The organism is Streptacidiphilus carbonis (assembly GCF_000787775.1).
In the GTDB taxonomy this organism is placed as follows: Bacteria; Actinomycetota; Actinomycetes; order Streptomycetales; family Streptomycetaceae; genus Streptacidiphilus; species Streptacidiphilus carbonis.
Genome location: NZ_BBPM01000003.1, coordinates 218,912 through 242,686, shown reverse-complemented (window position 1 = coordinate 242,686; position 23,775 = coordinate 218,912). Strand labels below are relative to the sequence as shown.

Below are 23,775 nucleotides of genomic sequence, written 5' to 3'. Positions count from 1 at the left end.
GGTCCCCACCTTGACTGCAGGGCGACGACAGCACGGTGTGCGCCGGTCCTCCTGCGGAAGGAGACCAGCGCTCGTGCCCAAGGCCCCGTCCACCCGACCCAACAGCCCGACCCCGCCGGCGGCCCAGCGCCACACCGCCGCCCGACCCCCGCAGCCCCCGGCGCTGCCGCAGTCCCAACTCCAGTCCCGCACCCCGCCCGTCGGCCGGATCCCGGTGCTGGACGTCAGCCCGGCCGTGGACCGGGGCGCCCGCCCGGCCAAGTCCGTGGTGGGCGAGCCCTTCGAGGTCAGCGCCACCGTGTTCCGTGAGGGCGACGGCGCGGTGGGCGCCAATGTGGTGCTGCGCGACCCACTGGGCCGCAGCGGCCCGTGGACCCCGATGCGCCTGCTCGACGAGGACCAGGACCGCTGGGGCGCCGAGGTGGTCGCCACCGCGCCCGGCCGCTGGACGTACACCGTCGAGGCCTGGAGCGACCCCCTCAGCACCTGGCGTTCGCACGCCGAGATCAAGATCCCGGCCGGCATCGACACCGCGCTGGTCCTGGAGGAGGGCGCCCGGCTGCTGCTGTGCGCCGCCAAGGGCGTGCCGCCGGGCGCGCAGCGGCTGCTGGTCGAGCGGGCCGCGCAGACCCTGCGGCTGAACGAGCTCTCACCGCTGGTCCGGCTGCGCACCGCACTGGACCTGGAGCTGACCCGGATCCTCGACCGGTACCCGCTGCGCGAACTGGTGTCCGTCTCCCGGCCTGCCGCGCTGCAGGTGGACCGGGAGCGGGCGCTGTACGGCTCCTGGTACGAGTTCTTCCCCCGCTCCGAGGGCGCGGTGGTGGACCCCAGCGGTCGCCGCGCGCCGGTGTCCGGCAATCTGCGCACCGCGGCCGAGCGGCTGCCCGCGGTGGCGGCGATGGGCTTCGACGTGGTCTACCTGCCGCCGATCCACCCGATCGGCCGTGCCTACCGCAAGGGCGCCAACAACAGTCTGGAGGCCGGCCCCGGTGATGTGGGCTCGCCCTGGGCGATCGGCTCGCCCGAGGGCGGCCACGACGCGGTCCACCCGGACCTGGGCACCATCGAGGACTTCGACGCCTTCGTGGCCCGGGCCGCCGGGCTCGGCATGGAGGTGGCGCTGGACTTCGCGCTGCAGTGCTCCCCGGACCACCCGTGGGTGGAGAAGCACCCGGAGTGGTTCACCCGCCGCGCCGACGGCACCATCGCCTACGCCGAGAACCCGCCCAAGAAGTACCAGGACATCTTCCCGATCAACTTCGACCAGGACTTCGAGGGTCTGGTCGCGGAGAGCTTGCGGCTGCTGCGGCACTGGATGGCGCACGGGGTGCGGATCTTCCGGGTCGACAACCCGCACACCAAGCCGGTGGTGTTCTGGGAGAAGGTGCTCGGCGAGATCGCCCGCACCGACCCCGACGTGCTCTTCCTGGCCGAGGCCTTCACCCGCCCGTCCATGATGCGCACGCTCAGCAAGGTCGGCTTCCACCAGTCCTACACCTACTTCACCTGGCGCACCGGCAAGCAGGAGCTGACCGAGTACCTGACCGAGCTGTCCGGTGAGACCGCGTCCTATCTGCGGCCCAACTTCTTCCCCAGCACCCCGGACATCCTGCACGCCTACCTCCAGGAGGGCGGTCGTCCCGCCTTCGCGGTCCGGGCCGTGCTGGCCGCCACGCTCAGCCCCAGCATGGGCGTCTACTCGGGTTACGAGCTGTCCGAGAACGCCGCGGCGGCGCCCGGCACCGAGGACTTCCTGGACTCCGAGAAGTTCCAGCTGCGGCCGCGCGACTGGTCCCGTGCCGACTCGCTGGCGCCGCTGCTGACCACCCTGAACAGGCTGCGCCGCGAGCACCGGTCGCTGCAGCTGCTGCGCAACCTGCGGTTCCACGAGACCGACAACGACCAGATCCTCGCCTACAGCAAGCGCCACGGCGAGGACACCGTGCTGGTGGTGGTCAACCTGGACCCGCACCACGCCCACCATGCCACGGTGACGCTGGACCTGGCCGAGCTCGGCCTGGCTCCGGACAGCCGGTTCGACGTCCATGACCGGCTCGGCGGAGAGCGCTACCGCTGGGGCGCCGACAACTACGTCCGGCTGGACCCCGCCCGACAGCCGGCCCACATCCTCACGGTCCACCAGGAGCCCTGACATGCCCGTCGCCGTATGCGAGTCCTGTCTTGCCGCAGAGCACGGCCAGACCCTCCGGGCCAGCCGGATCCTGGGACCGCTGCTCCCCGCGCTCACCCCCTGGCTGGTGACCCGGCGCTGGTTCACCCAGGAGGGCCGGTGCCTGGACGGGCTGCGCCCCTTCAACGAGTCGGTGCTGGTCGACGGGGACGACGCGGTGCTGCTGCACTCGCTGGTCGCCGCGCAGCACTCGGGCACCCCGGACCGGGTCTACCAGCTGCTGATCGGACTGCGCCGGACCCTTCCGCGGCACCTGGTCGACGCCGCCGTCGGCCGGGCCACCGGCGGCCCCTGGGACGGCTGGTGGATCTTCGAGGGCACAGCGGACCCCGAGTTGATGGGGGCGCTGCTGCGGGTCGCCACGGAAGGCGCCTCGGCGCCCGCGCTGCAGTACACCCCGACCGGCATCGCCGCCGTCCCGCTGGGGCTGCCGGCCCGGGCGATGTCCGTGGAGCAGAGCAACAGCACCGTGGTCTACGGCAACCAGTTCCTGATCAAGTGGTTCAGGCAGCCCGAGCGCGGCGTCCACCCCGAGGTCGAGCTGCTCGGCGCGCTGACGGCCGCGGGCAGTGCGCACACCCCGGACCTGGCCGGCTGGCTGCACACCGAGGGCCGGGCGGGGGAGGGGTTCGTCCTCGGCATCGTCGAGGAGTTCCTCCCCTCGGACGGCGACGGCTGGGACCTGGCGGTCCGTCAGGCCGCGGACTGCATCACCGGGGCCTGCCCCGGTGTGCCCGCAGCCGGGGGCTTCGCCGAGGACGCCCGTGCCCTGGGTGAGGCGGTGGCCCGGGTGCACCAGGCCCTGGCCTCGACCCTGCCGACGAGCCGGCTCGGACCGGAGCTGGTACTCAGTCAGGCCGAAGCCATGCGCCGGAGCCTGAAGGAGGCCGTCGAGGCGGTGCCCCGGCTGGAGGTCTACTCCGGCCGGATCGGCCGGCTGTACGACGAGTACGTGCTGGTGGCGGCGCGGGGGCGGGGCATCCAGGCCCAGCGGATCCACGGCGACCTGCACCTGGGCCAGGTGCTGCGGACCTCCGCGGGCGGCTGGACGGTCATCGACTTCGAGGGCGAGCCGGCCCGTCCGGTGGCCGACCGCGCGCTGCCGCAGCCGCCGTTGCGCGATGTCGCCGGAATGCTCCGGTCCTTCGACTACGCGGCCCGGCAGGCGCTGTCGCTGGTCTCACCGGTCCCGGTCGACCGTGCGCAGACCCCGGTGGAGGCCTCCGAACGGCTGCGGCGCTCGCGCCGGGCCAACGCGTGGGCGGTCCGCAACCGCCGCGCGTTCAGCACGGGCTACGCCGCGGCGGGGGGAGTGGACCCCCTGTGCCACCCCGTCCCGCTGCGGGCCTTCGAGGCCGACAAGGCGGTGTACGAGGCCGTCTACGAGGCCCAGCACCGCCCTGACTGGCTGTCCATCCCGCTTTCCTCCATCCGCCGTCTGGTGCACGGTCTCTGACGGCCTTTCGGCAGCCGGCTGTGCGTGGCCTGTGGCGCAGTTCCCCGCGCCCCTGACATTGCTGCAACCGACCCACTGCGGTTCCGGCCACGGTCGGTCGGAGAGCCGCTAAGCCTCAGGCCGGCTACGCGTGCGGGAAGCCTGGGTGTGGCTTCCGGCCCCGGTCCGGTCCGAGCGCTGGACGGCGTGCGCCGAGACCCCCAGCGCCGCCGGAATCCCCATCTGCGCCAGCGCGTGCTGGTACGCCGTGATGGCCTGCGGACCGTGGCCGTGGTGCTGCCACAGATCGCCGATGCGCCGCCACACCTCGGCGGAGAGCCTGCTGGCGGGCAGCAGCGCCAGCTGCCGCTCGGCCGTGCGCAGGGTGTCCTGCGCATGCGTGCCCTCGCCCTGGGCGAACAGGGCCTCGGCCAGCACCGTGCGTGCCTCCGCGGCCTGGTACGGCGGCTGGTTGCTGAGCAGCCCGATGGCCCTGCTGGCGTGCTCGCCGGCCCGGGCCGGCTCCCCCAGCCGCAGCGACGCCTTGGCCAGGCCGATCTCGCCGCGGGCCTGGTCGTGGGTGGTGCCGATGGCGACCAGTACCCCCAGCGCCTGTTCGATCAGCTCCTTGGCATGGTCGACGTCCACCCGGTCCGACTCCAGCAGCAGTTCGCCGCAGGTCTCCTTCAGCAGCGCCTGGTTCCGGGCGCTGTCGGTCTCCGCGAGCAGCGCCAGCGCGCGTTCGGCCAGGATCAGTGCCTCGTCGGGGCGGTGCCGCGCGCGGGCGACCAGGGCGGCGTTCCAGTAGACCCCGCCACGGGCGACCTGGGAGCCGGGGTGCTCGTCGTCGCTGATGAGTCGGAGGGCCAGCAGATGGGCCCGCGTCAGGTCCCCGCGGATCCGGTAGCAGTCGATCAGGACCGCCCCCAACTGCAGGTGGTCGTCGGTCGAGCCGAGTCCCAGGCGCTCCAGTTCGCGCATCGCCCGCTCGCCGATCTCCACGCTCAGTACGTAGTCCCCGGTGTCCCGGTAGCAGCGGCACAGCGCCAGGGCGAGCCGGCTCCACTCGGCCGAGGCCAGCACCGTCGCGGAGTCCTCGAACAGCGGCGACAGCAGTGAGATGGCGGCCTCCAGCCGCCCCAGCCGCTCCAGTGCCAGCGCCTGGCCGATCCGGGCCCGGCGGGCGGTGGCGGCGTCGAGATACGGCGTGGCGGCCAGCGCCTCGCTGTAGGCCTGCAGCGCCTCGCCGTCGTCGCCCCTGCGGAGTGCCATGTCCCCGAAGGCGATCTTCAATTCCAGCTCCTTGGCCTGGTCATCCTCCTGGCCGGTCCGCAGATAGCCCACCGAGGTGCCGACCCGCTCGGCCAGGGCTTGCAGGACCCCCTCCGACGGGACCCGCTTGTTGGTCTCGATCAGCGAGATGTAGCTGGCCGAGATGTCGGGGGTCACCAGGTCCTGCTGGCTGAGACCCCGCCTCTGGCGCAGCATCCGCAGCCGCTGCCCGAGGCTGTCCGGGGTGCGATTCGATCCCTCAGTCATAAGTCCGATCCACCGCTGGGGGCTTCCTGCTGATATGAGTGGAAGCCACTCTTTTGTTAGTGTACATGTCAATTCGCCTGGTGCTCACCTGCCCATGGCTGATGGCCCGTCGGGCGATGCCGAGCCGCGGCCGGGATGCCGGCCGAGTCGGTGGAAATCGGACTACCTGTAGCGTACATGCCAAGGCGTGCATGTCCTTCTACACCAGGGACGCCGCAGGGGCGGCGCCGGATCCCGATCCGGCCACCGCCCCTGAACGGATGTCACTTGGTCGTACGGGAAGCCACGGTGCGGTTGCCGAGCGGCACGGGCATCGGATCGGCTCCGGCGGACGTCAGACCGTCCTGGTAGGCCAGCACGGCTTCGGAGGTGTAGCCGTGGCGGTGCCATACGTCGCCGAGATCGCGGTAGAGCTTGGTGGTCCACCTCGCACGCGGCAGTTGGCGCAGTTGCTGGAAGGCCTTCTGGAGGGTCGCTTCTCCCTCGGCGGTCCGTTCCGTGAGGAACTGCGCCTCACCCATGGTGAGCAGGATCTCCACGGTCAGCTCGTTGACCTGGTTGTCGAAGATGCCCAGCGCGTGCTGCGCCTGCTCCACGGCCGCCTCGAAGTGGCCGCGGAGCAGGGCGACATGGGCCAGTCCGCCTTCGCTGTCGCCGAGGTCGAAGTTGCCGCCCAGATCGGCGAGGGACTCCCTGGCCTGCTCGAACAGATTCTCGGCGCGGTCCAGGTCACCGCCCTCGGAGCGGATGAGCAGCCCGCCGTAGAGCACCTTCAGCCGGGCCAGGTGCCGGGGGTTGTCCCCTTCGGCCATGAGTCCGAGGGCGCGTTCCACCAGCGCGATGGCTTCGGGGCGTTGGCCGCGGGACTCGGCGATCAGACTGGCATTCCAGTAGACCATCCCCCGGGCCGTGCGTGAGCCGGTCTCCTCGGCCTGGGTCAGGAGTCGGTCGATCAGCAGCTGGGCCCGGGTGTTGTCGCCGCGCTGGAGGTAGGAGCCGGCCAGGTCCACTCCGAGCATGATGTGGTCGTCGGTCACATCCAGGGCGAGCTGGTCGAGTTGACGCAGTCCGCGCTCGCCGATGTCCACGCTCATGCCGAAGTCCCCGGTGCGCCGGTAGCAGCGGCACAGGGCCACGGTGACCTCGGCCCACTGGGTCGATCCGGGGACCACGGCGGGATCGTCGGCGATCTCGTGCAGGATGGACAGGGCCGCCTCGAAGCGGTCCAGCTTCTCCAGAGCCGTGGCCTGCCCGATCCGGGCGCGCAGCAGCAGCTCGGGGCCCAGCGTCCCGGACTTGGTGAGCACATGGTTGAAGCTCTGCAGCGCCTCCTGCTGGGACCCGTTGCGCAGGGCCATCTCGGCGAAGCCCAGTTCGAGCCGGAGGTTGGTCAGCTCCGTCTCGTCGCGGCCGGAGCGCAGGTACTCGACGGACGATCCGAGCCGTTCCGCCAGGGCCTCCAGGACCGCGGGCGACGGACGCCGTTTCCCCCCCTCGATCAGCGACACATAGCTTGTGGAGATCTCCGCGGTGGCCAGGTCCTGCTGGAGCAGGCCCCGGGTGAGGCGCAGTTCGCGCAGGCGGCGGCCGATCGCGGAGGCGTCAGTGCCCTGCGGTTGCTCTTCAGACACGGCGGGGACCTCCTGGTCGCGAGCTGAGGGGGCGTACGTAAGGGGTATGCCCGTTCACAACCACTGCATACATGACTGGCAGAAGTCAGGCAAGTCATCCACTTCTCGAAGAGCGATCCGCAGGCCGGCGACGACGGATGGATTGGCTTGAGTTTCGATAGTGATCGCCTAGAGAATTTACTTGACTACACTTGTCAGATATTGTTGACTAGCCGTGTCAAGCAACGCAACTCCATCCAATCCGAGGAAGATCATGAAGCGGTTTCTCTGTGTCATGGCCACAGTCGTCGCCGGCTTGGTTCTGATGGCCTCGATTGCAACTCGCACCGCCGTGCTCTCCGGATCCACAGCACCGGGCTCGACCCCCAGTCCGACGCAGGTCGTGCGCATTCACCACGACACGGGCGGCAGTGGGTGCTGCTGAACGACATCGCGACGACAGGCGCGCCGAGTCCGCCCGATGGGGCGCAATCGGAATTCCCCAGTTCCATTTCGGGCGGCCGTGTCCGGGTGAAACTGGAGGCAACCTGTTGATTTTCTGAGAATCTCACCGGGCGGGTTGTCGGATCTGCGGAGCGTCCTCCCGGTCCGGCGAAAATCCTGACGAAATGCGTGCTGGCGCTGTCAGGTCCCTGGCGGATAGGGTGTGGCTTCACCGGCTGACGGCCCTGGTCAGCAGATTATTTGGTCGGGGCGGGGTGGTGACGGCCTCGCGCGGGAAGCGCGCCGCACTGCGGCTGATTCCGATTTCCGGTCCCAGGGGAGAGGGTTTCATTGTTCCGGGGGAAGCGCCTGAAGGCGGCCGTTGCTGCGGCCGCCTTATCCCTGATCATGACAGCGTGTGCCGGACGTGCCGGACCGGCAGCGGACGGCATGGTCATCGCGGCCTGGGGGGTCCCGCAGAATCCGCTGGTCCCGGGGGACACCTATGATTCCTACGGCATCAAGGTCGTCGACAGCTTTCTGACCGGCCTGTTGACCTACGACCCGAAGACCTCGGCCCCGGTCTACGAGAACGCCGCCTCGATCACCACCCGTGACCAGCAGCACTTCACCGTCAAGCTGAAACCGGACTGGACATTCAGTGACGGGTCACCGGTCACGGCCTCGTCCTATGTGGATGCCTGGAACTACACCGCGCTGGCGAGCAATCATCAGATCAACAGCGGCTACTTCGACTGCATCCAGGGCTATGCGGCCGTCGCCCCGGCTTCGGGCAAGGCGGCCGCCACCACCATGTCGGGGCTGAAGGTGGTCGACTCCACCACCTTCACCGTGGCGCTCAACGAGAAGTTCTCGACCTGGCCGCAGACGCTGGGCGACTTCGTCTTCGATCCGCTGCCGGCCTCGTTCTTCAAGGACCCGTCGGCCTGGGAGCAGCACCCGGTCGGCGACGGCCCCTATCGGATCTCCTCCTACACCCCGAAGGAGGAGATGGTGCTGACGCCCAGCCCGGGGTACCGGGGTCTGCAGAGGCCGCAGAACAGCGGGATCGACTTCAAGGTCTATACCGATCCCAACGCCGCCTATGCGGATCTGCTCTCCGGCAAGCTGGACATCGACGACGACCTGCCGCTCGGGGAGCTCGACAACGCTGCGAAGGATCTGCATGGCCGATACATTGACCTACCGTCAGCCAGTCTGTCGCGACTGGCCTTTCCGCTGTATGCCAAGGGTTGGAGCACGGCCGCCTCCGCCGGGCTCCGCCAGGGGATCTCGATGGCGATCAACAGACCGCTGATCATCGACAAGATCCTGCACGGAACGATGACCCCGGCCACCGACTGGACGGCCCCTGGGGTGAGCGGATACGCGCCGGGGCTGTGCGGCAGTTACTGCACCTACGACCCGGTTCGGGCCAAGCAGCTCATCGACGCGGCCGGGGGTCTTCCCGGCGGGTCGATCACCATCAGCTACAACGCCGACGGCGGCAACCAGCCCTGGGTCGACGCCGTCTGCAACAGCATCAACAACGTGATGGGCGACGAGCACGCCTGCGCCGGCCGGCCGGTTCCCACCTTCGCGGAGCTGCGCGACCAGGTGACCGGCCGGCGGATGACCGGGCCCTTCCGCGACTCCTGGGAGGAGGACTACCCGCTCGCCCAGGACTTCCTCCAGCCCGCCTACACGGGCGACGGCGCCGACAACGACTCCGGGTTCCGGAGCGGCAGCTTCGACTCGCTGGTCGACGAGGCCAATGCGGCACCCGATACCGCCACTGCCGACCGGCTGTACCAGCAGGCCGAGAAGCAGCTGGTGACGGTCATGCCGGTGATCCCGCTCTGGTACGAGAACAGCGTCGCCGGCTATTCGGCCGCCGTGTCAGACGTGGCGATGGACGGCTTCCGTACCCCGGTCTACTACGCCGTCAGAAAGTAGCTGCGCCGGTGCCTCGCGTCCGGTCCGGCTCCCGTCTCCGGTCCGGCTCCCGTCTCCGGACCGGTCCCGGTCCTCGGCCGGGGGCCGGTCCAGCAGGGTGAGTGCCGGTCCGGTCATCGCCGTGGTGACCAGGGCGACGACGACCAGGGCTTCGAACAGTGTCCTGCCGATCAGCCCGTCCTGGTAGCCGATGGACAGCACGACGATCTCGGTGAGCCCCTTGGAGTTCATCAGCACGCCGAGCCGGGTCGACTCGCGCAGCGACGAGTGGAAGGCCAGGCCGACGCCGGTGACCGCGGCCAGCTTGGTGAGCACGGCGGCGGCGAGCAGCAGCAGGACCAGAGGGATGAAGCCGGCTCCGCCGACCGCCGAGGTCACGTCGATCTGCTGGCCCATCCCCAGGAAGAAGCAGGGCAGCAGTGCCGCGGCCATCGGGCGGATCCGCCGCAGTACCTCCGAGCTCGGGCCGGTGGAGGGCCAGGCGGCGCCGAGCAGCAGTCCTCCGAGGAGCGGGTGCAGCCCCAGCGCGGAGGAGGTGCCCGCCGCCAGGCAGAGCAGGGCCAGCATCGGGCCGAGCCCCCACCGCCTCCCGTCGGACCGGCCGGGCGGGCGGCTGTGCCGGCGATGGATCACCAGCACGGCGAACGCGGCCCCGGCCACCCCGGCGACGGTCCGCGCCGTCCCGATCAGCCCGGTCAGGTGCAGGGCCAGGGCCAGCAGGCACCAGCAGACCCCGTCGCCGACCGAGGCGGCGGCCAGGCTCAGCCGTCCGGCGGTGGTGTCGGCCATGCCGCGGTCCTGCAGGAGCCGGGCCAGGACCGGCACCGCGGTCACCCCCAGCGTGCAGGCCAGGAAGACGGTCAGGGCGGCGGGGGTCCCGTGCGGTCCGGCCAGGTGGTCGCCGTGCAGGTACGGACCGAGGGCGAGAGCCGCCAGGGCCGGGGCCAGCAGCGAGGCGGTGGTGATCCACAGCAGCGGTCGGCCCGTGGCCGGCCTGCCGCGGCCGGGCGCGGTCAGCTCGTTGCCGATCTCGAAGGCGTAGAGCGCCAGGCCCACCTGCGCCAGGCCGTTGACCGACGGCAGGACGTCGGGTCCGAACAGCGCTCGGTGCAGCGCGGGCAACGCGTGGCCCAGCAGCGAGGGGCCGAGGGCCACCCCGGCCAGGATCTCCCCGACCACCGGTGGCTGGCCAAGCCGGGCCGCGGCCGTCCCCGCCACCCGGCTGAGCCCCAGCAGGACGGCGAGTGCGAGCAGCAGGCGCGTGGTGCTGTCGAGTCCTGTCATCCCGGGCCCTTCCGGCGGGGCTCGGTCTGCCCGGAGCCGCCCATTACTCTCAGCTTGACATAAAGTAATGTATCTAGTTGTGTATCCGGTGTCCATGGTCCTGTTTCACCGGACCGGACACCCGGTGCGCGCCGATGGTCCCCCGTCCGTCCGGCGCGCACCGCTCCCGCCTGCCCTGGAACCCCTGGAATCCCTGGAACTTCTGGAACTGTTTGACGGTGACGTCGTCCGACGCGGTCCCAGCAGTGACATCTGTCATCGGTTTCGGTGACGGTCCGCCCGGCCCGGTGCGCACTCCGGGCCCGACGCTGGAGGCATGGACAGTGCGGAGAAGGTGATCGAGGCCGTCGGGGTGCGCCGCCGCTACGGGGCTGGGTTCGAGGCGGTGCGCGGGGTGTCGTTCGAGGTGGCGCGGGGTGAGCTGTTCGCGCTGCTGGGGACCAACGGGGCCGGTAAGACCTCGGTGATGGAGCTGCTGGAGGGTCTGGCCCGGCCCAGCGGCGGTGCGGTGCGGGTGCTGGGCCGGGATCCGCACCGGGAGCGGGCCCGGGTCCGGCCCCGGACCGGGGTGATGCTCCAGGAGGGCGGCTTCGCACCGGATCTGACGGTGGGACAGACCGTGCGGATGTGGGCCGGCTGCGTCAGCGGCTCCCGTCCCGGGCACGAGGCGCTGGAACTGGTGGGGCTGGCGCAGCGCCGCGACGTCAGGGTCGGACAGCTGTCGGGCGGTGAGCGGCGCCGGCTCGACCTGGCGCTGGCGCTGCTGGGCCGGCCGGAGGTGCTGTTCCTGGACGAGCCGACCACCGGTCTGGACACCCAGGGGCGGCACGACACCTGGGAGTTGGTGCGCGAGTTGCGGGCGGGGGGCACGACCGTGCTGCTGACCACGCACTACCTGGAGGAGGCCGAGGCGCTCGCCGACCGGCTGGCCGTGCTCCACCAGGGGCGGGTGATGGCCTGCGGCACGCCCGCGCAGGTGACCGGCGCGCGGCCGGCCCGGATCGGCTTCGGGCTGCCGACCGGCTGGCACCTGGGTGACCTGCCGCCGCTGCCGGAACTCGCGGTGCTGGCCCACGAGGAACGCGAGGGCCGGGTGCTGCTGCACACCGACCGGCTCCAGTACTCGCTCTCGGCACTGCTGCGCTGGGCGGACGAGCACGACGTCGCCCTGGACCGGCTGGACGCGCGGACGGCGTCGCTGGAGGAGGCCTTCCTGGCCATCGCCGGCGCGGGCCCGGCGGACGGAGCCGGGCGATGACCGCGACCCCGGCCCGAGGCAGACTGGCGGCCCTGGGCCGGGCCGAGGCGACGCTGCTGCTGCGCAACCGCACCGCGCTGGCCACGGCCCTGCTGCTGCCGGCCCTGATGGTCGCGGCCTGGCGCCCGGCCATGCGCGGACTCGCCCCCGGCGGGGCGGCCGCGACCGCTGACGCCGACGAGTTGCTGGTGAGCAGCGGCATCGGCTTCATCCTGCTGTTCGTCGTCTACTACAACCTGGTCGCCGCCTATGTGGCGCGCCGCGAGACCCTGGTGCTCAAGCGGCTGCGCACCGGCGAGCCGACCGACCTGGAGATCCTGGCCGGTACCGCGCTGCCCGCCGCGGCGGTGGCGGTGGCCCAGTGCCTGGCGCTGGTCGCGGCCGGGACGGCGCTGCTGCACCTGCCGCTGCCGCGCCGCCCCGAGCTGCTGCTGGTCGCGGTGGCGCTGGGGGTGGTGCTGATGGCCGCGCTGGCGGCGCTGTCCACCGTGATCACCCGGAGTGTGGAGCTCGCCCAGCTCACCACCACGCCGCTGCTGGTGGTGTCCGCCCTCGGCTCGGGGCTGCTGCTGCCGCTGTCGTCCATGCCGTTCCCGCTCGGGGAGGTGTGCCGATGGCTGCCGCTGACCCCGGTGCTGGACCTGGTCCGGGCCGGCTGGCTCGGAGGGACCCCGTCGGCCGCCGAACTGGTCCGCGAGCTGGGCGCGGTGCTGGCCTGGACGCTGCTGGCCGTGTTTGCTGTACACCGGTGGTTCCGCTGGGAACCGCGCCGCTAGGAGGAGACGGATGGCCAGGCTGACGGGCTGGTGGGACCGGCGCAGCGATCCGGCTCGGATCGAGCTCTACACCCGCTCCTCGTTCCACCTCTTCGCGCTGATCGAGCTCTCGGCCCTGCTCGGCCCGATGGTCCAGGCGCACGGGCCGGCCGGGGTGAAGGTCGTGCTGAGCGCCCTGGTGCTGGTGCACGCGGCGCTGTGCGCGCTGCTGTCGGCGCGGGGGCTCGACTGGATCCTGTCCCGGCGCGAGCGCCCGGTCCGGCTGCTCGCCGCTGTCGTCGCGCTGTCGGCGGGAGGGGCACTGGCCGCGGCGATGGGGCACCGGGCCGGGGCTATCCCGGACGGGAGCCAGTCGGCGGTGGTCGCGGTGGGGCTGCTCGCCTTCGGCCTGGGCGCGGCCGTCCTGGGCGTGCGGGGGATCCGCGGGATGCTGTCCTGGCTGCTGGGCGCGGTGGCCGGCACCGCCCTGGCGGCGGTGCTGCTCGGCCTGGACCTCTCGTCCTGCACGGCGCTCACCCTCGCGGTGCTGATCACCGGTGCCTCCATGGTCTTCACCAGCGGCTGCTCGTTGTGGCTGGTCAGCGTGGTCTGGGAGTTGGACGCCGCCCGTGAGGCGCAGGCGCAGCTGGCCGTTGCCGAGGAACGCCTGCGGTTCGGCCGCGATCTGCACGACGTGATGGGGCGGAACCTGGCGGTGATCGCGCTCAAGAGCGAGCTGGCGGTGCAACTGGCCCGCCACGGCGATCCCGACGCGGTGGAGCAGATGACCGAGGTGCAGCGGATCGCCCGCGAGTCGCAGCGCGAGGTGCGCGAGGTGGTGCGCGGCTACCGGGGCGCCGATCTGGCGGTGGAACTGGCCGGGGCGCTGTCGGTGCTGCGCGCGGCCGGCATCGACGGGCAGGCGCACGGCGACGGCGGGGGCGGCCTGCCGGCCCAGGTCCAGGCCGCCCTGGGCTGGGTGGTGCGCGAGGCGACCACCAATGTGCTGCGCCACAGCGAGGCGCGCAGCTGCACCATCCGGCTGACGGCGGACGCCTCGGCGGTGCTCTCGGTCGACAACGACGGGGTGCCGGAGGCGGCGGGTACCGCCGCGGGCACCGGGGCCGGGACGGGCCTGGCGGGGCTGGCCGAACGCCTGGCGGCGCTGGGCGGCAGCCTGGACACCGAGGTGCGGTCCGGGGTCTTCCGGCTGACGGCCCGGGTCCCGTTGCCCGGACCTCCGTCGACCGCGGAGGGAACGGACGGCGCCCTGGTCGCGGCGGACCCCCGGGGAGCGGCCGTATGAGCGGGCCGATCCGGGTGCTGCTGGCCGACGACGAGCATCTGATCCGGGGCGCGGTCGCCGCACTGCTCTCCTACGAGGACGACCTGCGGGTGGTGGCGCAGGCCGCGAGCGGCGCCGAGGCGCTGGCGATGGCCAGGGCGCACCGGCCGGACGTGGCGGTGCTGGACCTGCAGATGCCCGGCGGGGTGGACGGGGTGGCCGTGGCCGCCGAGCTGCGCACCGTCCTGCCGGACTGCCGCACGATGATCGTCACCAGCCACGGCAGGCCCGGCCACCTCAAGCGGGCGCTGGCCGCCGGGGTGCGCGGCTTCGTTCCCAAGACGGTGTCGGCCCAGCGGCTGGCGGTGATCATCCGCAGCGTGCACGCCGGCGGGCGGTACGTGGACCCGGAGTTGGCGGCCGACGCGATCAGCGCCGGCGACTCGCCGCTGACCGCGCGCGAGGCGGAGGTGCTGGAGCTGGCCGCGGACGGCGCCCCGATCGGCGACGTGGCCCGACGGGCCTCGCTCTCCCCGGGCACCGTCCGCAACTACCTGTCCTCCGCCACCGCCAAGCTGTCCGCCGACAACCGCCACACCGCGGTGCGCATCGCCCGTGAACGGGGCTGGCTGTAGCAGCGGGTGCGGCAGGACGGGTGCGGCGGGAACGGGGGCTCAGCCCGCGGTCTGCGCCGTCCGGCCGCCGCTGCCCAGCGGCTGGATCCGGTACAGCGCCGAGCCGTGCGCGGGCAGCGTGGCCGAGACGCCGGTGCCCTCGATGCCGGTGAAGCGGCCCGCCCAGAGGTCCCGCACCAGGGCGTTGCCGCCGAAGCCCAGGTCGGACCAGGAGGCGGCGACGGTGGCCGGCGCCGGGCCCAGGTTGAACAGGGCGACGGTGTAGCTGCCGTCGTGGTTGCGGGCGGACCAGACCTGCTGGTCGGTGGCCTGCGAGAGCGGGACGGCGGCCGCGGTGTCGTGCTGGTCGACGGCGACGACCTCCCGGTTGCCGAGCAGCCCGAGGTCGTTTTGGTCCAGCCGGGTGAGGTCGGTGCCGAGCAGCAGCGGGGCCTTCTCCACCGCCCAGAGCGTCAGTTGGGTCTGCCGCTCGTCCGGGGTGAGCCCGTCGCCGGCGCCGTTGCCCACCTCCAGCGAGTCCAGGTCGTTCCAGCCGCCCGGCGAGGCGTAGCGGGCCCAGGCGGGCGCGTCCTTGAAGCGGCCGGCCATCCGGGCCCAGCTGGTCAGGCCGGGAGTCGTGCAGTGGTAGCACTCGATGTCGCCGTCGATCCGCCAGCCGTTGCTGGTCGACTTCCAGGTGCCGATGTCGGCGATGCTCAACGAGTTGGACAGCTCCAGGTGGATGCTGCGGTGGGTGTTGACGATCGCCTGGTGCCAGGCCTCCATGTCGGGCCGCTGGTCGCCGGGGACCAGACCGCCGCCGGGGCCGACGAAGTCCATCTTGACGTAGTCCACGCCCCAGGAGGCGAACAGGTCCGCGTAGCCCTGGATGTAGGCCGTGGCGCCCGGCTTGCCGTAGTCGATCCGGTAGGAGTCGTTGTGGGTGTTGCCGGGCTGGGTCGGGTCGGCGATGTCCTGCAGGTGGTACGGGGTGCCCTTGATCGGCAGGTTGGCGTCGTAGGCCGCCTTGGGGACGCCCGGGGTGAGGTAGATGCCGAACTTCAGCCCGAGCCGGTGGACGTACTGTGCGACGGCCGGGATGCCGTCCGGGAAGGCGGTGGCGTTCCAGGCCCAGCGGCCGTAGGCGTCCAGGTGGTCGGACCAGCCGGCGTCGATGTTGACGTACTCGTAGCCGTAGCGCTGCAGGTTCTGATGCATCGCCAGGGCCTGGGCCTCGATGTTCGCCTCGGTCGGATGGCTGCGGATGGCGCTCCAACTGCTCCACCCCATCGGCGGGGTGGGCGAGGTGCGGATCAGCGACAGGTCCGGACCGCGGGTGGCCGGGGAGCCGGCGGCGGACGCCTGGACGGTGCCTCCGGCGAGGGCCAGCGCGGTGGCGGCGGCGAGAACGAGACGGGTGGGGACTCGCACGGCGAACTCCTTCAGGTCATATACATGAACAGGGATTGGGTCCGTGAATCCGCAGACACCGTTGTACGCGCCGTCCGACGGCCCGGTCAATGCACGGGTCGGAGGTTTCCATTGTTGATGTTCCATCACCTGACGGGTCGAATATGGTGATGCGGCTTTCACCAGCGCTGATGCCCAGCCTTGTTGACGTCACATCAACTTCCTTCTACCGTCGCCCACCGAGAGATCCGATGTCTGGTTCAGGAGGGTGCCATGAGCAGCGAGCTGTCACGCAGAGGAGTTCTCGGGGGAGCCATGGCCGGGGCCGCCGGTCTGGCCGTCGCGGGGACCGGGGCCGCGCCGCCCGGGGCCGCCGCGGAAGGCGGTACGGCGGGTGCGGCGAGTGGGGGCCACGGCGCGGTGCCGGGCGGGATCCATGCGCCGGAGAGCTCCTGGCGCGAGCTGCTGGCCGATTCCGACCCGGTCTGGCAGAGCATGCCCAGGACCTGGTACGAGGGCCCGTTCCTGGGCAACTCCCGGCTGGGCTCCGGCATCTACGCCGAACCGGGCGCCAACGCCGTGCGCTTCATGGTCCAGCACAGCGAAGTCCAGGACCACCGGCCCGAGTTCGGATCGCTCTTCGGTCTGGGCAGGCTGCCGATCGGCTACTTCACCCTGGATCCGGTGGGGACTGTCACCGGCGTCGACTGGCGGCTGGACCTGTGGAACGCCGAGCTCTCCGGCACGGTGACCACCACCGCCGGGGTGCTCACCCTGCGTGCGCTGATCCACAGCGCCCGCGGGGTGCTGGCCGTCCAGGTCACTCCCGGGCCGGGCGAGTCCGGGTTCGGCTGGACCTTCCACCCGGCGCGGGCGATCAGCCCCAGGGCCCAGTTCAAGCCACTGCCCGCCGGCTACGCGGCCAATCCGCCGGCCACCGTCGCGGTGCACGGATCCGGCCGCGCCGCCGCGAACGCCGCCGTGCAGACCCTCACCGCCGGCGGCGGCCACACCACCGCCTGGCAGGAGGTCGTCCGCGGCGGCAGCCGCACCCTCTACGCCGCCGTCGCGCACTCCTTCCCCGCCGACGGCCACACCGACGCCGCGCTGCGCACGGTCCGGGACGCCTCCACGCATCCGCTGGACGCCCTCGCCGCGGACCACCGGCACTGGTGGAACCGCTACTACCAGCGCTCGTTCCTGTCCATCCCGGACGCCAGACTGCAGTCCTTCTACTGGATACAGCTCTACAAGGTCGCCTCCGCCTCCCGCCGGGACTCCCCGGTGATGGCCACCACCGGGCCGTGGCTGGAACCCACGCCCTGGCCGGCCAGCTGGTGGAACCTCAACGTCCAGCTGGAGTACTGGCTGATCAACGGCTCCAACCACCCGGAGCTGGACGCGCTGACCCGCTCGCTGTCGGAGTACCGGGAGAACATCCGCGGCCAGGTGCTGCCGCAGTTCCGGTCCGACTCGCTGGTCATGGCGCGCAGCCAGGACATCACCCTCACCCACGGGGTGGACGACGGCTCCGGCACCTACACGGTCTCGGTGCCGGGGGAGGACCCTCCCACCCCCGAGGTCGGCAACCTCACCTGGGCCCTCCACAACGTCTGGCTGGGGTACCGGCACAGCATGGACGAGTCGGTGCTGCGCGACGTCGTCTTCCCGATGCTGCGCCAGTCGGTCAACTACTACCTGCACTTCCTGGCGCTCGGCGCGGACGGCCGCTACCACCTGCCGAAGACCTTCTCGCCCGAGTACGGCGTGGACACCCCGGACACCAACTACGACCTGGCACTGATCCGCTGGGGCTGCGGCACGCTGATCGACTCGGCCCGGCTGCTGGGCGTCGACGACCCGCTGCTGCCGCGCTGGCAGGACGTGCTGCGGCGGCTGACTCCGTACCCGGTCGACGGCAACGGCTTCATGATCGGCGCCGGCCAGCCCTTCGCGATGTCGCACCGGCACTACTCGCACATGCTCTCGGTCTACCCGCTGTACCTGGTCAACTGGGAGCAGCCGGAGAACCGCGACCTGATCCGCACCTCGGTGGACCACTGGATCAGCTTCACCGGCGCGCTCCAGGGCTACAGCTACACCGGCGCGGCCTCGTTCGCGGCGCAGATGCTGGACGGCACGGCGGCCGCCGGCTACCTGGCCGACCTGCTCGCCAAGTACGTCAAGCCCAACACCATGTACCTGGAGAGCGGCCCGGTCATCGAGACCCCGCTGTCGGCAGCCCAGTCGCTGCACGACATGGTCTGCCAGAGCTGGGGCGAGGTGGTCCGGGTGTTCCCGGCGGTGCCGGACGGCTGGCCGGATCTGATGGTGCACCAGTTCCGGACCCAGGGCGCCTTCCTGCTCAGTGCCTCCCGCACCGGCGGCGCAACCCGCTGGGTCCGGGTCCACAGCGAGGCGGGCGCGCCGCTCACGCTGCGCACCGACATCCCCTCCGACGCGGTCGAGGTGCGCGGCGAGGACGGCAGGCCGGTGAGCTACCAGAACCTCGGCGGCGGCACCCTGCGGATCCCGCTGGAGCGGGGCCGGTCGGTGCTGGTGCTGCCGGTGGGCACCGATCCCGACCTCACCGTGGCCCCGGTCCCGCCCACCGCGCCGGCGCCGCGCTGGGGGCTGCCGAACGGGTGAATAGTGTGACCGGAGGGTTAGCATTCGTGCGCGCACGGTGACGATCACGGTCGATCGCCTGGTGTGTCCCCCCGCACCCGGGCCTCGGGCCCGTGGTCCGCACTCGGCGCGGAGGTTCAAAATGATGCGAATGCAACCGTTGGCCACCATAGGGGCGGCCGTCGTCTGCGCGGTCGGACTGGGCGCGCCCGTGGCGGTGGCCTCCAGCGGCGGCAGCGCGGCGACGATCGCGCTGTCGCCGACCCGGCTGGAGCCGGGGCGGACGGTGTCGATCGACGTCGACTGCTCCGCCTACGACACCCCGCGGCCCTCGGGAGTCTCCTCGCAGGCCTTCAGCTCCACCGTGCCGCTGCACCCGGTGGCCGGCGTGCTGGGCCACTTCTCCGCGGCCGCCACCATCCGCACCTCGGTCAAGCCCGGCACCTACTCGGTCGCCGGCTCGTGCCAGCCCGACGACGCCCGGTCCTCGGGGTTCGTGACCACGCTGACGGTGGTCCGCGGCGACGACGCGCGGGAGTCCGAGCGTCCGCGCCGGGAGCGCGAGGGCGTCGTCGGCCCGGTGCGGACCGGGGTCGGCGGCAGCACCTACTCGGCCAGCCCGGCCCAGATCGCCGCCGGTGCCGCGCTGGTGCTCGGCGCGGGCGGGACGGCGGTGTGGCGGCGGCGGCGGAGCGGGCGCGGCGGCGCGGATGGGGTCTCCTGACGATCCGGCCGCTGCCTCCCCGGAGGCAGCCTCCCCACGGGCGAGGAAGGCCGGGTTCCCCAGACTGGCCGCCGTGATGCTCCTCGGGGTGGCGCTGATCTACCACGGACTGATGGGCGGGGCGCCGCCGCAACCCACCTCGGCGGAGGCCCTGGCCGCCCACCCCGACTGGGCCGACGCCCCGCCGACGGCGCCGCTGCCCGCCTCGGTGCCGCTGCGGATCCGGATCCCGGCGATCTCCGTGGACGCACCGCTGACCGGACTGACGTTGGACGGGCAGCACCACCTGGTGCCGCCGCCGGACGGGCAGCGCAACCTGGCCGGCTGGTACACGGGCGGCACCGCCCCGGGCGCCGCCGGCGCCGCGATCGTCGCCGGCCATGTCGACAACGCCCACGGCCCGTCGGTCTTCTACGGCCTGGGCTCGCTGCACCGCGGCGACACCGTGAGCATCCTGCGGCGGGACCGGCGCACCGCGACGTTCCGGGTCGACGGCATCGACGTCTACTCCCGCACGTCCTTCCCGGACCGCAAGGTCTACGGGCCGACGCCCTACCCCGAGCTGCGCCTGATCACCTGCGGCGGCGGCTACACCCGGGCCAGCGGCTACCTCGGCAATGTCGTGGTCTTCGCCCACCTCGTCCCCGCCCCCTCGCCGTAGGCTGGTGGGATGCGAAAGATCGTGCTCACCTTCTCGATCTCCCTCGACGGATTCATCGAGGGCCCGGAGCGGCAGATCGACTGGCACCGGGTCGACGCCGAGGTGCACCAGCACTTCAACGACTCGCTCAGGCGGGCCGGCATGTTCCTGGACGGCCGGGTCACCTATGAACTGATGGCCGGGTTCTGGCCGACCGCCGATGCCGCCCCGGAGGCGTCGTCGGAGGTGGCCGAGTTCGCCGGCATCTGGCGCGACATGCCCAAGATCGTCTACTCGCGCACCCTGGAGCACGCCGACTGGAACACCACTGTCGTCCGGGAGGTGGTGGCCGAGCAGGTGCTGGCCCTGAAGGCGCAGCCGGGCGGCGACCTGGTGCTCGGCGGCGCGGACCTGGCGGGGGCCTTCCGGGAGCTCGACCTGATCGACGAGTACCGGATCTACGTGCATCCGGTGCTCATCGGGCGGGGCAAGCGGCTGTTCCAGGACTCCGACGTGTTCGCCTCGTTGCGGCTGGTGGAGACCAGGGCGTTCGGGAACGGCGTGGTGATGCTGCGGTACGAGCGCCCCGTCTAGAGGTACTGGTGCGGGTTGTGCATGGCTTGTCGCGCAGTTCCCCGCGCCCCTCAGCATGTGCAACTGATGCAGTTGCAGCCCCTCGGGGGCGCGGGGAACTGCGCGACGAGCCGGCTACGGTCCGCAGCCGAAGATCCGACAGGGCCTCAACCCCCGAACGCCTCGCGGTGCTGCCCGCTGAGCGCGGTGTACCACTCGGCGTTGAGCTTGATGTGGGCCCGCTCCTCGTCGGACAGTTCGCGCCTGACCTTGGCCGGGACGCCGGCCACCAGGGAGCCCGGCGGGATCCGCATCCCCTGCGGCACCAGCGCGTTGGCTGCGATCAGCGAACCCGCGCCCACGACCGCGCCGTTGAGGACGGTGGCGCCCATGCCGACCAGGCAGTCGTCCTCGACGGTGCAGCCGTGCAGCACCGCGTTGTGGCCAACCGACACCCGGGCGCCGACCGTCGCCGGGAAACCGAAGTCGGCGTGGACCGAGCAGTTGTCCTGGATGTTGCTGTCCGGACCGAGGCTGATCGTCTCGCAGTCGCCGCGCAGCACCGCCCCGTACCAGACGCTGGATCCTGCGGCGAGGCGCACCGAGCCCAGTACCGTCCCGGTCGGGGCGACGAACGCCTGCGGGTCCACCTCCGGGGTGCGTCCGGCGACGGCGGCGATCAGCGGTCGGGCTACGGGTTCGGTCATGGGGTGCTCCCGGATGGTGAAAGAACGAAGGCTGCAGTGCACGCTACCGGCAGCCGAACCCTCCCCAGCGGCGAGACTGCTGTCCATGACGTCTCGACGACCCGACCGGCACCGCTACCGCTTCACCACCGTCTGGGACCTGCCCGCGCCGCCGGCCCGGGTCTACGCGGTGCTGTCCGATCCGCGCACCTACCCGGTGTGGTGGCCGGAGATCCTGGAAGTACGGCAGTTCGACGGGAGCACCGGCGCGATGCGCTTCCGCTCGCTGCTTCCCTATGTGTTGCAGGTGACCGCCCATGAGGCGCGGCAGGACCCGGCGGCCGGGGTGCTGGAGGCGCGGCTCACCGGAGACCTGGAGGGCCGTACCCGATGGACCGTCACCACCAGGGGCGACGGCGCGGCGGTGGCCGTCTTCGACGAGGACGTCGAAGTGCGCAAGCCGCTGATGAGACTGCTCGCGGTGCCCGGCAGGCCGGCCTTCAGGCTCAACCACGCGGTGATGATGAGCAGTGGAATGACCGGCTTGACGCGGTATCTGGCCGTGTGCGACATCCTGGGCATTGGTCTTGACCAATGATCCGGGAAGCCCCTACTGTCGCCTTAGTGCAGGGTCCTTTAAAAAATAAGGGCTCATAAATACGGGCACCGGCTCACAGGCGGAGGACAGGGTGGGGACCACACAGGCCGCGCAAGGGAACGGGGCCGCCGTCGCGGACGCGCCCGAGCCCAAGTACTGGCATCTGCGCACCGTCCTGGTGCGGGCGCTCGACTCGGAGTTCAGCGCCGGTGAGGTGCTGCCCAACGAGCGGGACCTGTCCGCGCGCTTCGGGGTGGCCCGGGCCACCCTGCGCCAGGCGCTGGACCAGTTGGAGCTGGAGGGCCGGCTGGTGCGCCGCCGCGGCATCGGCACCCTGGTCGCCGCCCCGCGGATGGGCGTCCCGGTCGCCGGGACGACCGGCCGCGACAGCTGGCGGATCGTCGACGCCGGCTACGCCCCGGCCCCGGCCGCCGTCGCCGCCACCCTCGGCGTCCCCGCCGACGAATCCGTGCACGCGGTCCGCAGGCTGCGGCTGATGCACGGCCAGGCCATCGGAGCGGAGACGCTCTACGTGCCCGAGACGGTGGCCTCGCATGTGCCCGCCATCTTCGCGAGGTCCAGCATCGCCGACTCCAGCCGGGCCCGCTCGGTGCTGCGCCAGCTGCAGCGGCTGGAGCTGGACGGCGAGTCCCGCTCGGTCGAGCTGGGCGTCGCCGAGGAGCAGCAGGCCCGACTGCTGGAGCGCCCGCCGGGCACCCCGGTGCTGGTGCTGACGACCCGTTACCAGGCCCAGGGCGGCACGGTCGCCGTCGCCGTCTCCACCTACCGCGCCGACATGTGCCGACTGACCTTCGGCGCCTCCGGCGTCGTCGACGTCGCCCCGGCCGAGCCGGTCGCCGCCGAGGTCCGCACCGCCTCCTGATCCACCGAGAAGAGCTGCTCCTCAGCGTGTTCGAGGGCCAGCCGCAGGGCGCCGGTGGCGATCACGTCGTCACCGAGCGCCGACAGCCGCACCTCCGGGGGCCGCAGGCACATCCGGGTCAGTTGCTGGCGCAGCGGTTCCAGCATCCCGTCCAGACCGGCCGCCCAGCCGCCGATGACCACGATCTCCGGGTCGATGGCGAGCACCAGCGCGGCCACGTCGCGCACCAGCCGGGCCAGGAAGCGGTCCCGGACGTCCAGGGCGACCTGGTCGCCCTGCTCGGCCAGCCGCAGCACCCGGGCCACCGCCGCCTCGTCCAGCGGGTCGATCGGCTTGCTGGGCGCGGAGAGCAGCTGGGCCGGGTTGGACTCGCGGCCCAGCAGGTGCAGTGAGCCGATCTCGCCGGCCGCGCCGCCGAATCCCCGGTGCAGCCGGCCGTTGATCAGCGATCCCGCGCCGGGGCTGAGCCCGGCCAGCACGAAGACCACATCGCCCATGCCGGCGGCGGCGCCCTTCCAGTGCTCGCCGATGGCGGCGAGGTTGGCGTCGTTCTCCACCAGGACCGGGCAGCGGAACGAGCGGCGCAGCCGCGCCCCCAGCTCCAGGCCGGTCCAGCCGGGCAGTGCCGTCCCCAGCCGCACCACGCCCTCGGCGTCCACCACGCCCGGCGTGCCGACGCCGACCGCCCACAGGGTGTCCCTGGACACATTGGAGCGCCGCAGCAGCTCGGCGACGGTGGCCCGGACCAGGCCCAGCCGCTCGGTGGCGCCGGTGGACTCGTCGATGGGACGGGCGTAGGAGCCGATCAGCCGGCCGGTCAGGTCGGCCAGCGCGACCCGGGCGCCGTGGGTGCCGATCTCGATGCCGAGCAGGTGGCCGGCCTCGGCGCGGAAGCGGAAGTGGCGGGCCGGACGTCCGCGCTGGCGGGTGCTGTCACCGCGGCGGGAGTCGGGGTCCGGATGGACCTCGACGACCAGTCCGGACTCGATCAGGCCCTCGATGACGCCCTCGACGGTGGGGCGGGACAGGCCGGTGTCGCCGACCAGTTGGGTGAGGGTCAGCGCGTCGCCGCCACGCAGGGCGTGCAGGGTCACGGCGGAGTTGATCCGCCGCAGCAGCGACGAGTCGCCGCCGGTGAGCTGTGCCAACTCTCCGCCTTCCCTCTCCTTCGAGCCGCTCTCCTTCGAGTACCCGGGGGTAGCCGGATGGTATCCGGGGGGTGCGCGCGCTCGCGAGCGTTTCTGCAGCTCATGAACGGC

19 protein-coding genes are annotated in these 23,775 nt (G+C 72.0%); 13 read left to right on the top strand and 6 right to left on the bottom strand.

Going from position 1 to position 23,775, the window contains the following annotated elements:
* Positions 1-73 precede the first annotated feature (73 nt).
* Positions 74-2,155, top strand: coding sequence for an alpha-1,4-glucan--maltose-1-phosphate maltosyltransferase (locus TR46_RS03875; protein WP_201776366.1), 2,082 nt, complete (start codon positions 74-76; stop codon positions 2,153-2,155).
* 1 nt (position 2,156) lies between these two features.
* A complete protein-coding gene (locus TR46_RS03870) occupies positions 2,157-3,650 on the top strand; it encodes a maltokinase N-terminal cap-like domain-containing protein (protein ID WP_042393288.1) in 1,494 nt (497 codons plus the stop codon).
* A gap of 108 nt (positions 3,651-3,758) precedes the next feature.
* Here TR46_RS03870 and TR46_RS03865 read toward each other — a convergent pair whose 3' ends face one another.
* Both TR46_RS03865 and TR46_RS03860 read right to left on the bottom strand, forming a co-directional pair.
* Complete coding sequence (locus TR46_RS03865) at positions 3,759-5,168, bottom strand: helix-turn-helix domain-containing protein (RefSeq protein WP_063770518.1); 1,410 nt, start codon at positions 5,166-5,168, stop codon at positions 3,759-3,761.
* Between the two features lie 263 nt (positions 5,169-5,431).
* On the bottom strand, positions 5,432-6,799 hold the full coding sequence (locus tag TR46_RS03860; protein WP_042393286.1) for a helix-turn-helix domain-containing protein: 1,368 nt from the start codon (positions 6,797-6,799) through the stop codon (positions 5,432-5,434).
* 831 nt (positions 6,800-7,630) lie between these two features.
* Here TR46_RS03860 and TR46_RS03855 point away from each other — a divergent pair.
* Positions 7,631-9,178, top strand: coding sequence for a peptide ABC transporter substrate-binding protein (locus tag TR46_RS03855; RefSeq protein ID WP_042393284.1), 1,548 nt, complete (start codon positions 7,631-7,633; stop codon positions 9,176-9,178).
* Here TR46_RS03855 and TR46_RS03850 read toward each other — a convergent pair.
* Positions 9,122-10,462: a cation:proton antiporter gene (locus tag TR46_RS03850; protein ID WP_052432526.1), complete on the bottom strand. Its 1,341-nt coding sequence runs from the start codon at positions 10,460-10,462 to the stop codon at positions 9,122-9,124. The genes TR46_RS03855 and TR46_RS03850 overlap by 57 nt on opposite strands.
* Before the next feature lie 316 nt (positions 10,463-10,778).
* Here TR46_RS03850 and TR46_RS03840 point away from each other — a divergent pair, with 316 nt between their 5' ends.
* From TR46_RS03840 to TR46_RS03825, 4 genes are read left to right on the top strand one after another with little or no spacing between them, the layout of a single operon-like run.
* Positions 10,779-11,720 (top strand): ABC transporter ATP-binding protein, encoded by a 942-nt coding sequence (locus tag TR46_RS03840; protein WP_042393280.1) that lies wholly within the window; start codon positions 10,779-10,781, stop codon positions 11,718-11,720.
* Positions 11,717-12,496, top strand: a complete 780-nt coding sequence (locus tag TR46_RS03835; RefSeq protein WP_042393277.1) for an ABC transporter permease — start codon at positions 11,717-11,719, stop codon at positions 12,494-12,496. The genes TR46_RS03840 and TR46_RS03835 overlap by 4 nt, the downstream gene beginning before the upstream one ends.
* Before the next feature lie 10 nt (positions 12,497-12,506).
* Positions 12,507-13,781 carry a sensor histidine kinase gene (locus TR46_RS03830; protein ID WP_042393273.1) on the top strand — a complete coding sequence of 425 codons (1,275 nt, stop codon included), beginning with the start codon at positions 12,507-12,509 and terminating at the stop codon, positions 13,779-13,781.
* Positions 13,778-14,395: a response regulator transcription factor gene (locus TR46_RS03825; RefSeq protein ID WP_042393270.1), complete on the top strand. Its 618-nt coding sequence runs from the start codon at positions 13,778-13,780 to the stop codon at positions 14,393-14,395. Before TR46_RS03830 ends, TR46_RS03825 begins: the two co-directional genes overlap by 4 nt.
* A 39-nt stretch (positions 14,396-14,434) precedes the next feature.
* On the opposite strand, the gene TR46_RS03820 is transcribed toward TR46_RS03825, so the two are convergent.
* Positions 14,435-15,805, bottom strand: a complete 1,371-nt coding sequence (locus TR46_RS03820) for a glycoside hydrolase family 27 protein (protein WP_052432525.1) — start codon at positions 15,803-15,805, stop codon at positions 14,435-14,437.
* A gap of 252 nt (positions 15,806-16,057) precedes the next feature.
* Here TR46_RS03820 and TR46_RS03815 point away from each other — a divergent pair, with 252 nt between their 5' ends.
* From TR46_RS03815 to TR46_RS03800, 4 genes are all read left to right on the top strand, one after another.
* Positions 16,058-18,433, top strand: a complete 2,376-nt coding sequence (locus TR46_RS03815; protein ID WP_042393266.1) for a glycosyl hydrolase family 95 catalytic domain-containing protein — start codon at positions 16,058-16,060, stop codon at positions 18,431-18,433.
* 121 nt (positions 18,434-18,554) lie between these two features.
* Positions 18,555-19,136 carry a hypothetical protein gene (locus TR46_RS03810; protein ID WP_152626287.1) on the top strand — a complete coding sequence of 194 codons (582 nt, stop codon included), beginning with the start codon at positions 18,555-18,557 and terminating at the stop codon, positions 19,134-19,136.
* A gap of 76 nt (positions 19,137-19,212) precedes the next feature.
* On the top strand, positions 19,213-19,797 hold the full coding sequence (locus TR46_RS03805; RefSeq protein WP_201776365.1) for a class F sortase: 585 nt from the start codon (positions 19,213-19,215) through the stop codon (positions 19,795-19,797).
* A gap of 9 nt (positions 19,798-19,806) precedes the next feature.
* On the top strand, positions 19,807-20,370 hold the full coding sequence (locus TR46_RS03800) for a dihydrofolate reductase family protein (protein WP_042393260.1): 564 nt from the start codon (positions 19,807-19,809) through the stop codon (positions 20,368-20,370).
* Positions 20,371-20,516: 146 nt separating this feature from the next.
* Here the strand turns inward: TR46_RS03800 and TR46_RS03795 are convergent, their stop codons facing one another.
* Entirely contained in the window at positions 20,517-21,056 is a 540-nt protein-coding gene (locus TR46_RS03795; RefSeq protein WP_042393256.1) for a gamma carbonic anhydrase family protein, read from the bottom strand.
* 85 nt (positions 21,057-21,141) lie between these two features.
* Here TR46_RS03795 and TR46_RS03790 point away from each other — a divergent pair, with 85 nt between their 5' ends.
* Positions 21,142-21,633 (top strand): SRPBCC family protein, encoded by a 492-nt coding sequence (locus TR46_RS03790; protein ID WP_042393254.1) that lies wholly within the window; start codon positions 21,142-21,144, stop codon positions 21,631-21,633.
* 91 nt (positions 21,634-21,724) lie between these two features.
* Positions 21,725-22,516 (top strand): GntR family transcriptional regulator, encoded by a 792-nt coding sequence (locus TR46_RS39070; RefSeq protein ID WP_084717850.1) that lies wholly within the window; start codon positions 21,725-21,727, stop codon positions 22,514-22,516.
* Here TR46_RS39070 and TR46_RS03775 read toward each other — a convergent pair.
* Positions 22,417-23,664, bottom strand: coding sequence for an ROK family transcriptional regulator (locus tag TR46_RS03775; protein WP_084717848.1), 1,248 nt, complete (start codon positions 23,662-23,664; stop codon positions 22,417-22,419). The two genes, TR46_RS39070 and TR46_RS03775, sit on opposite strands and share 100 nt — an antisense overlap.
* Between the last annotated feature and the right edge of the window lie 111 nt (positions 23,665-23,775).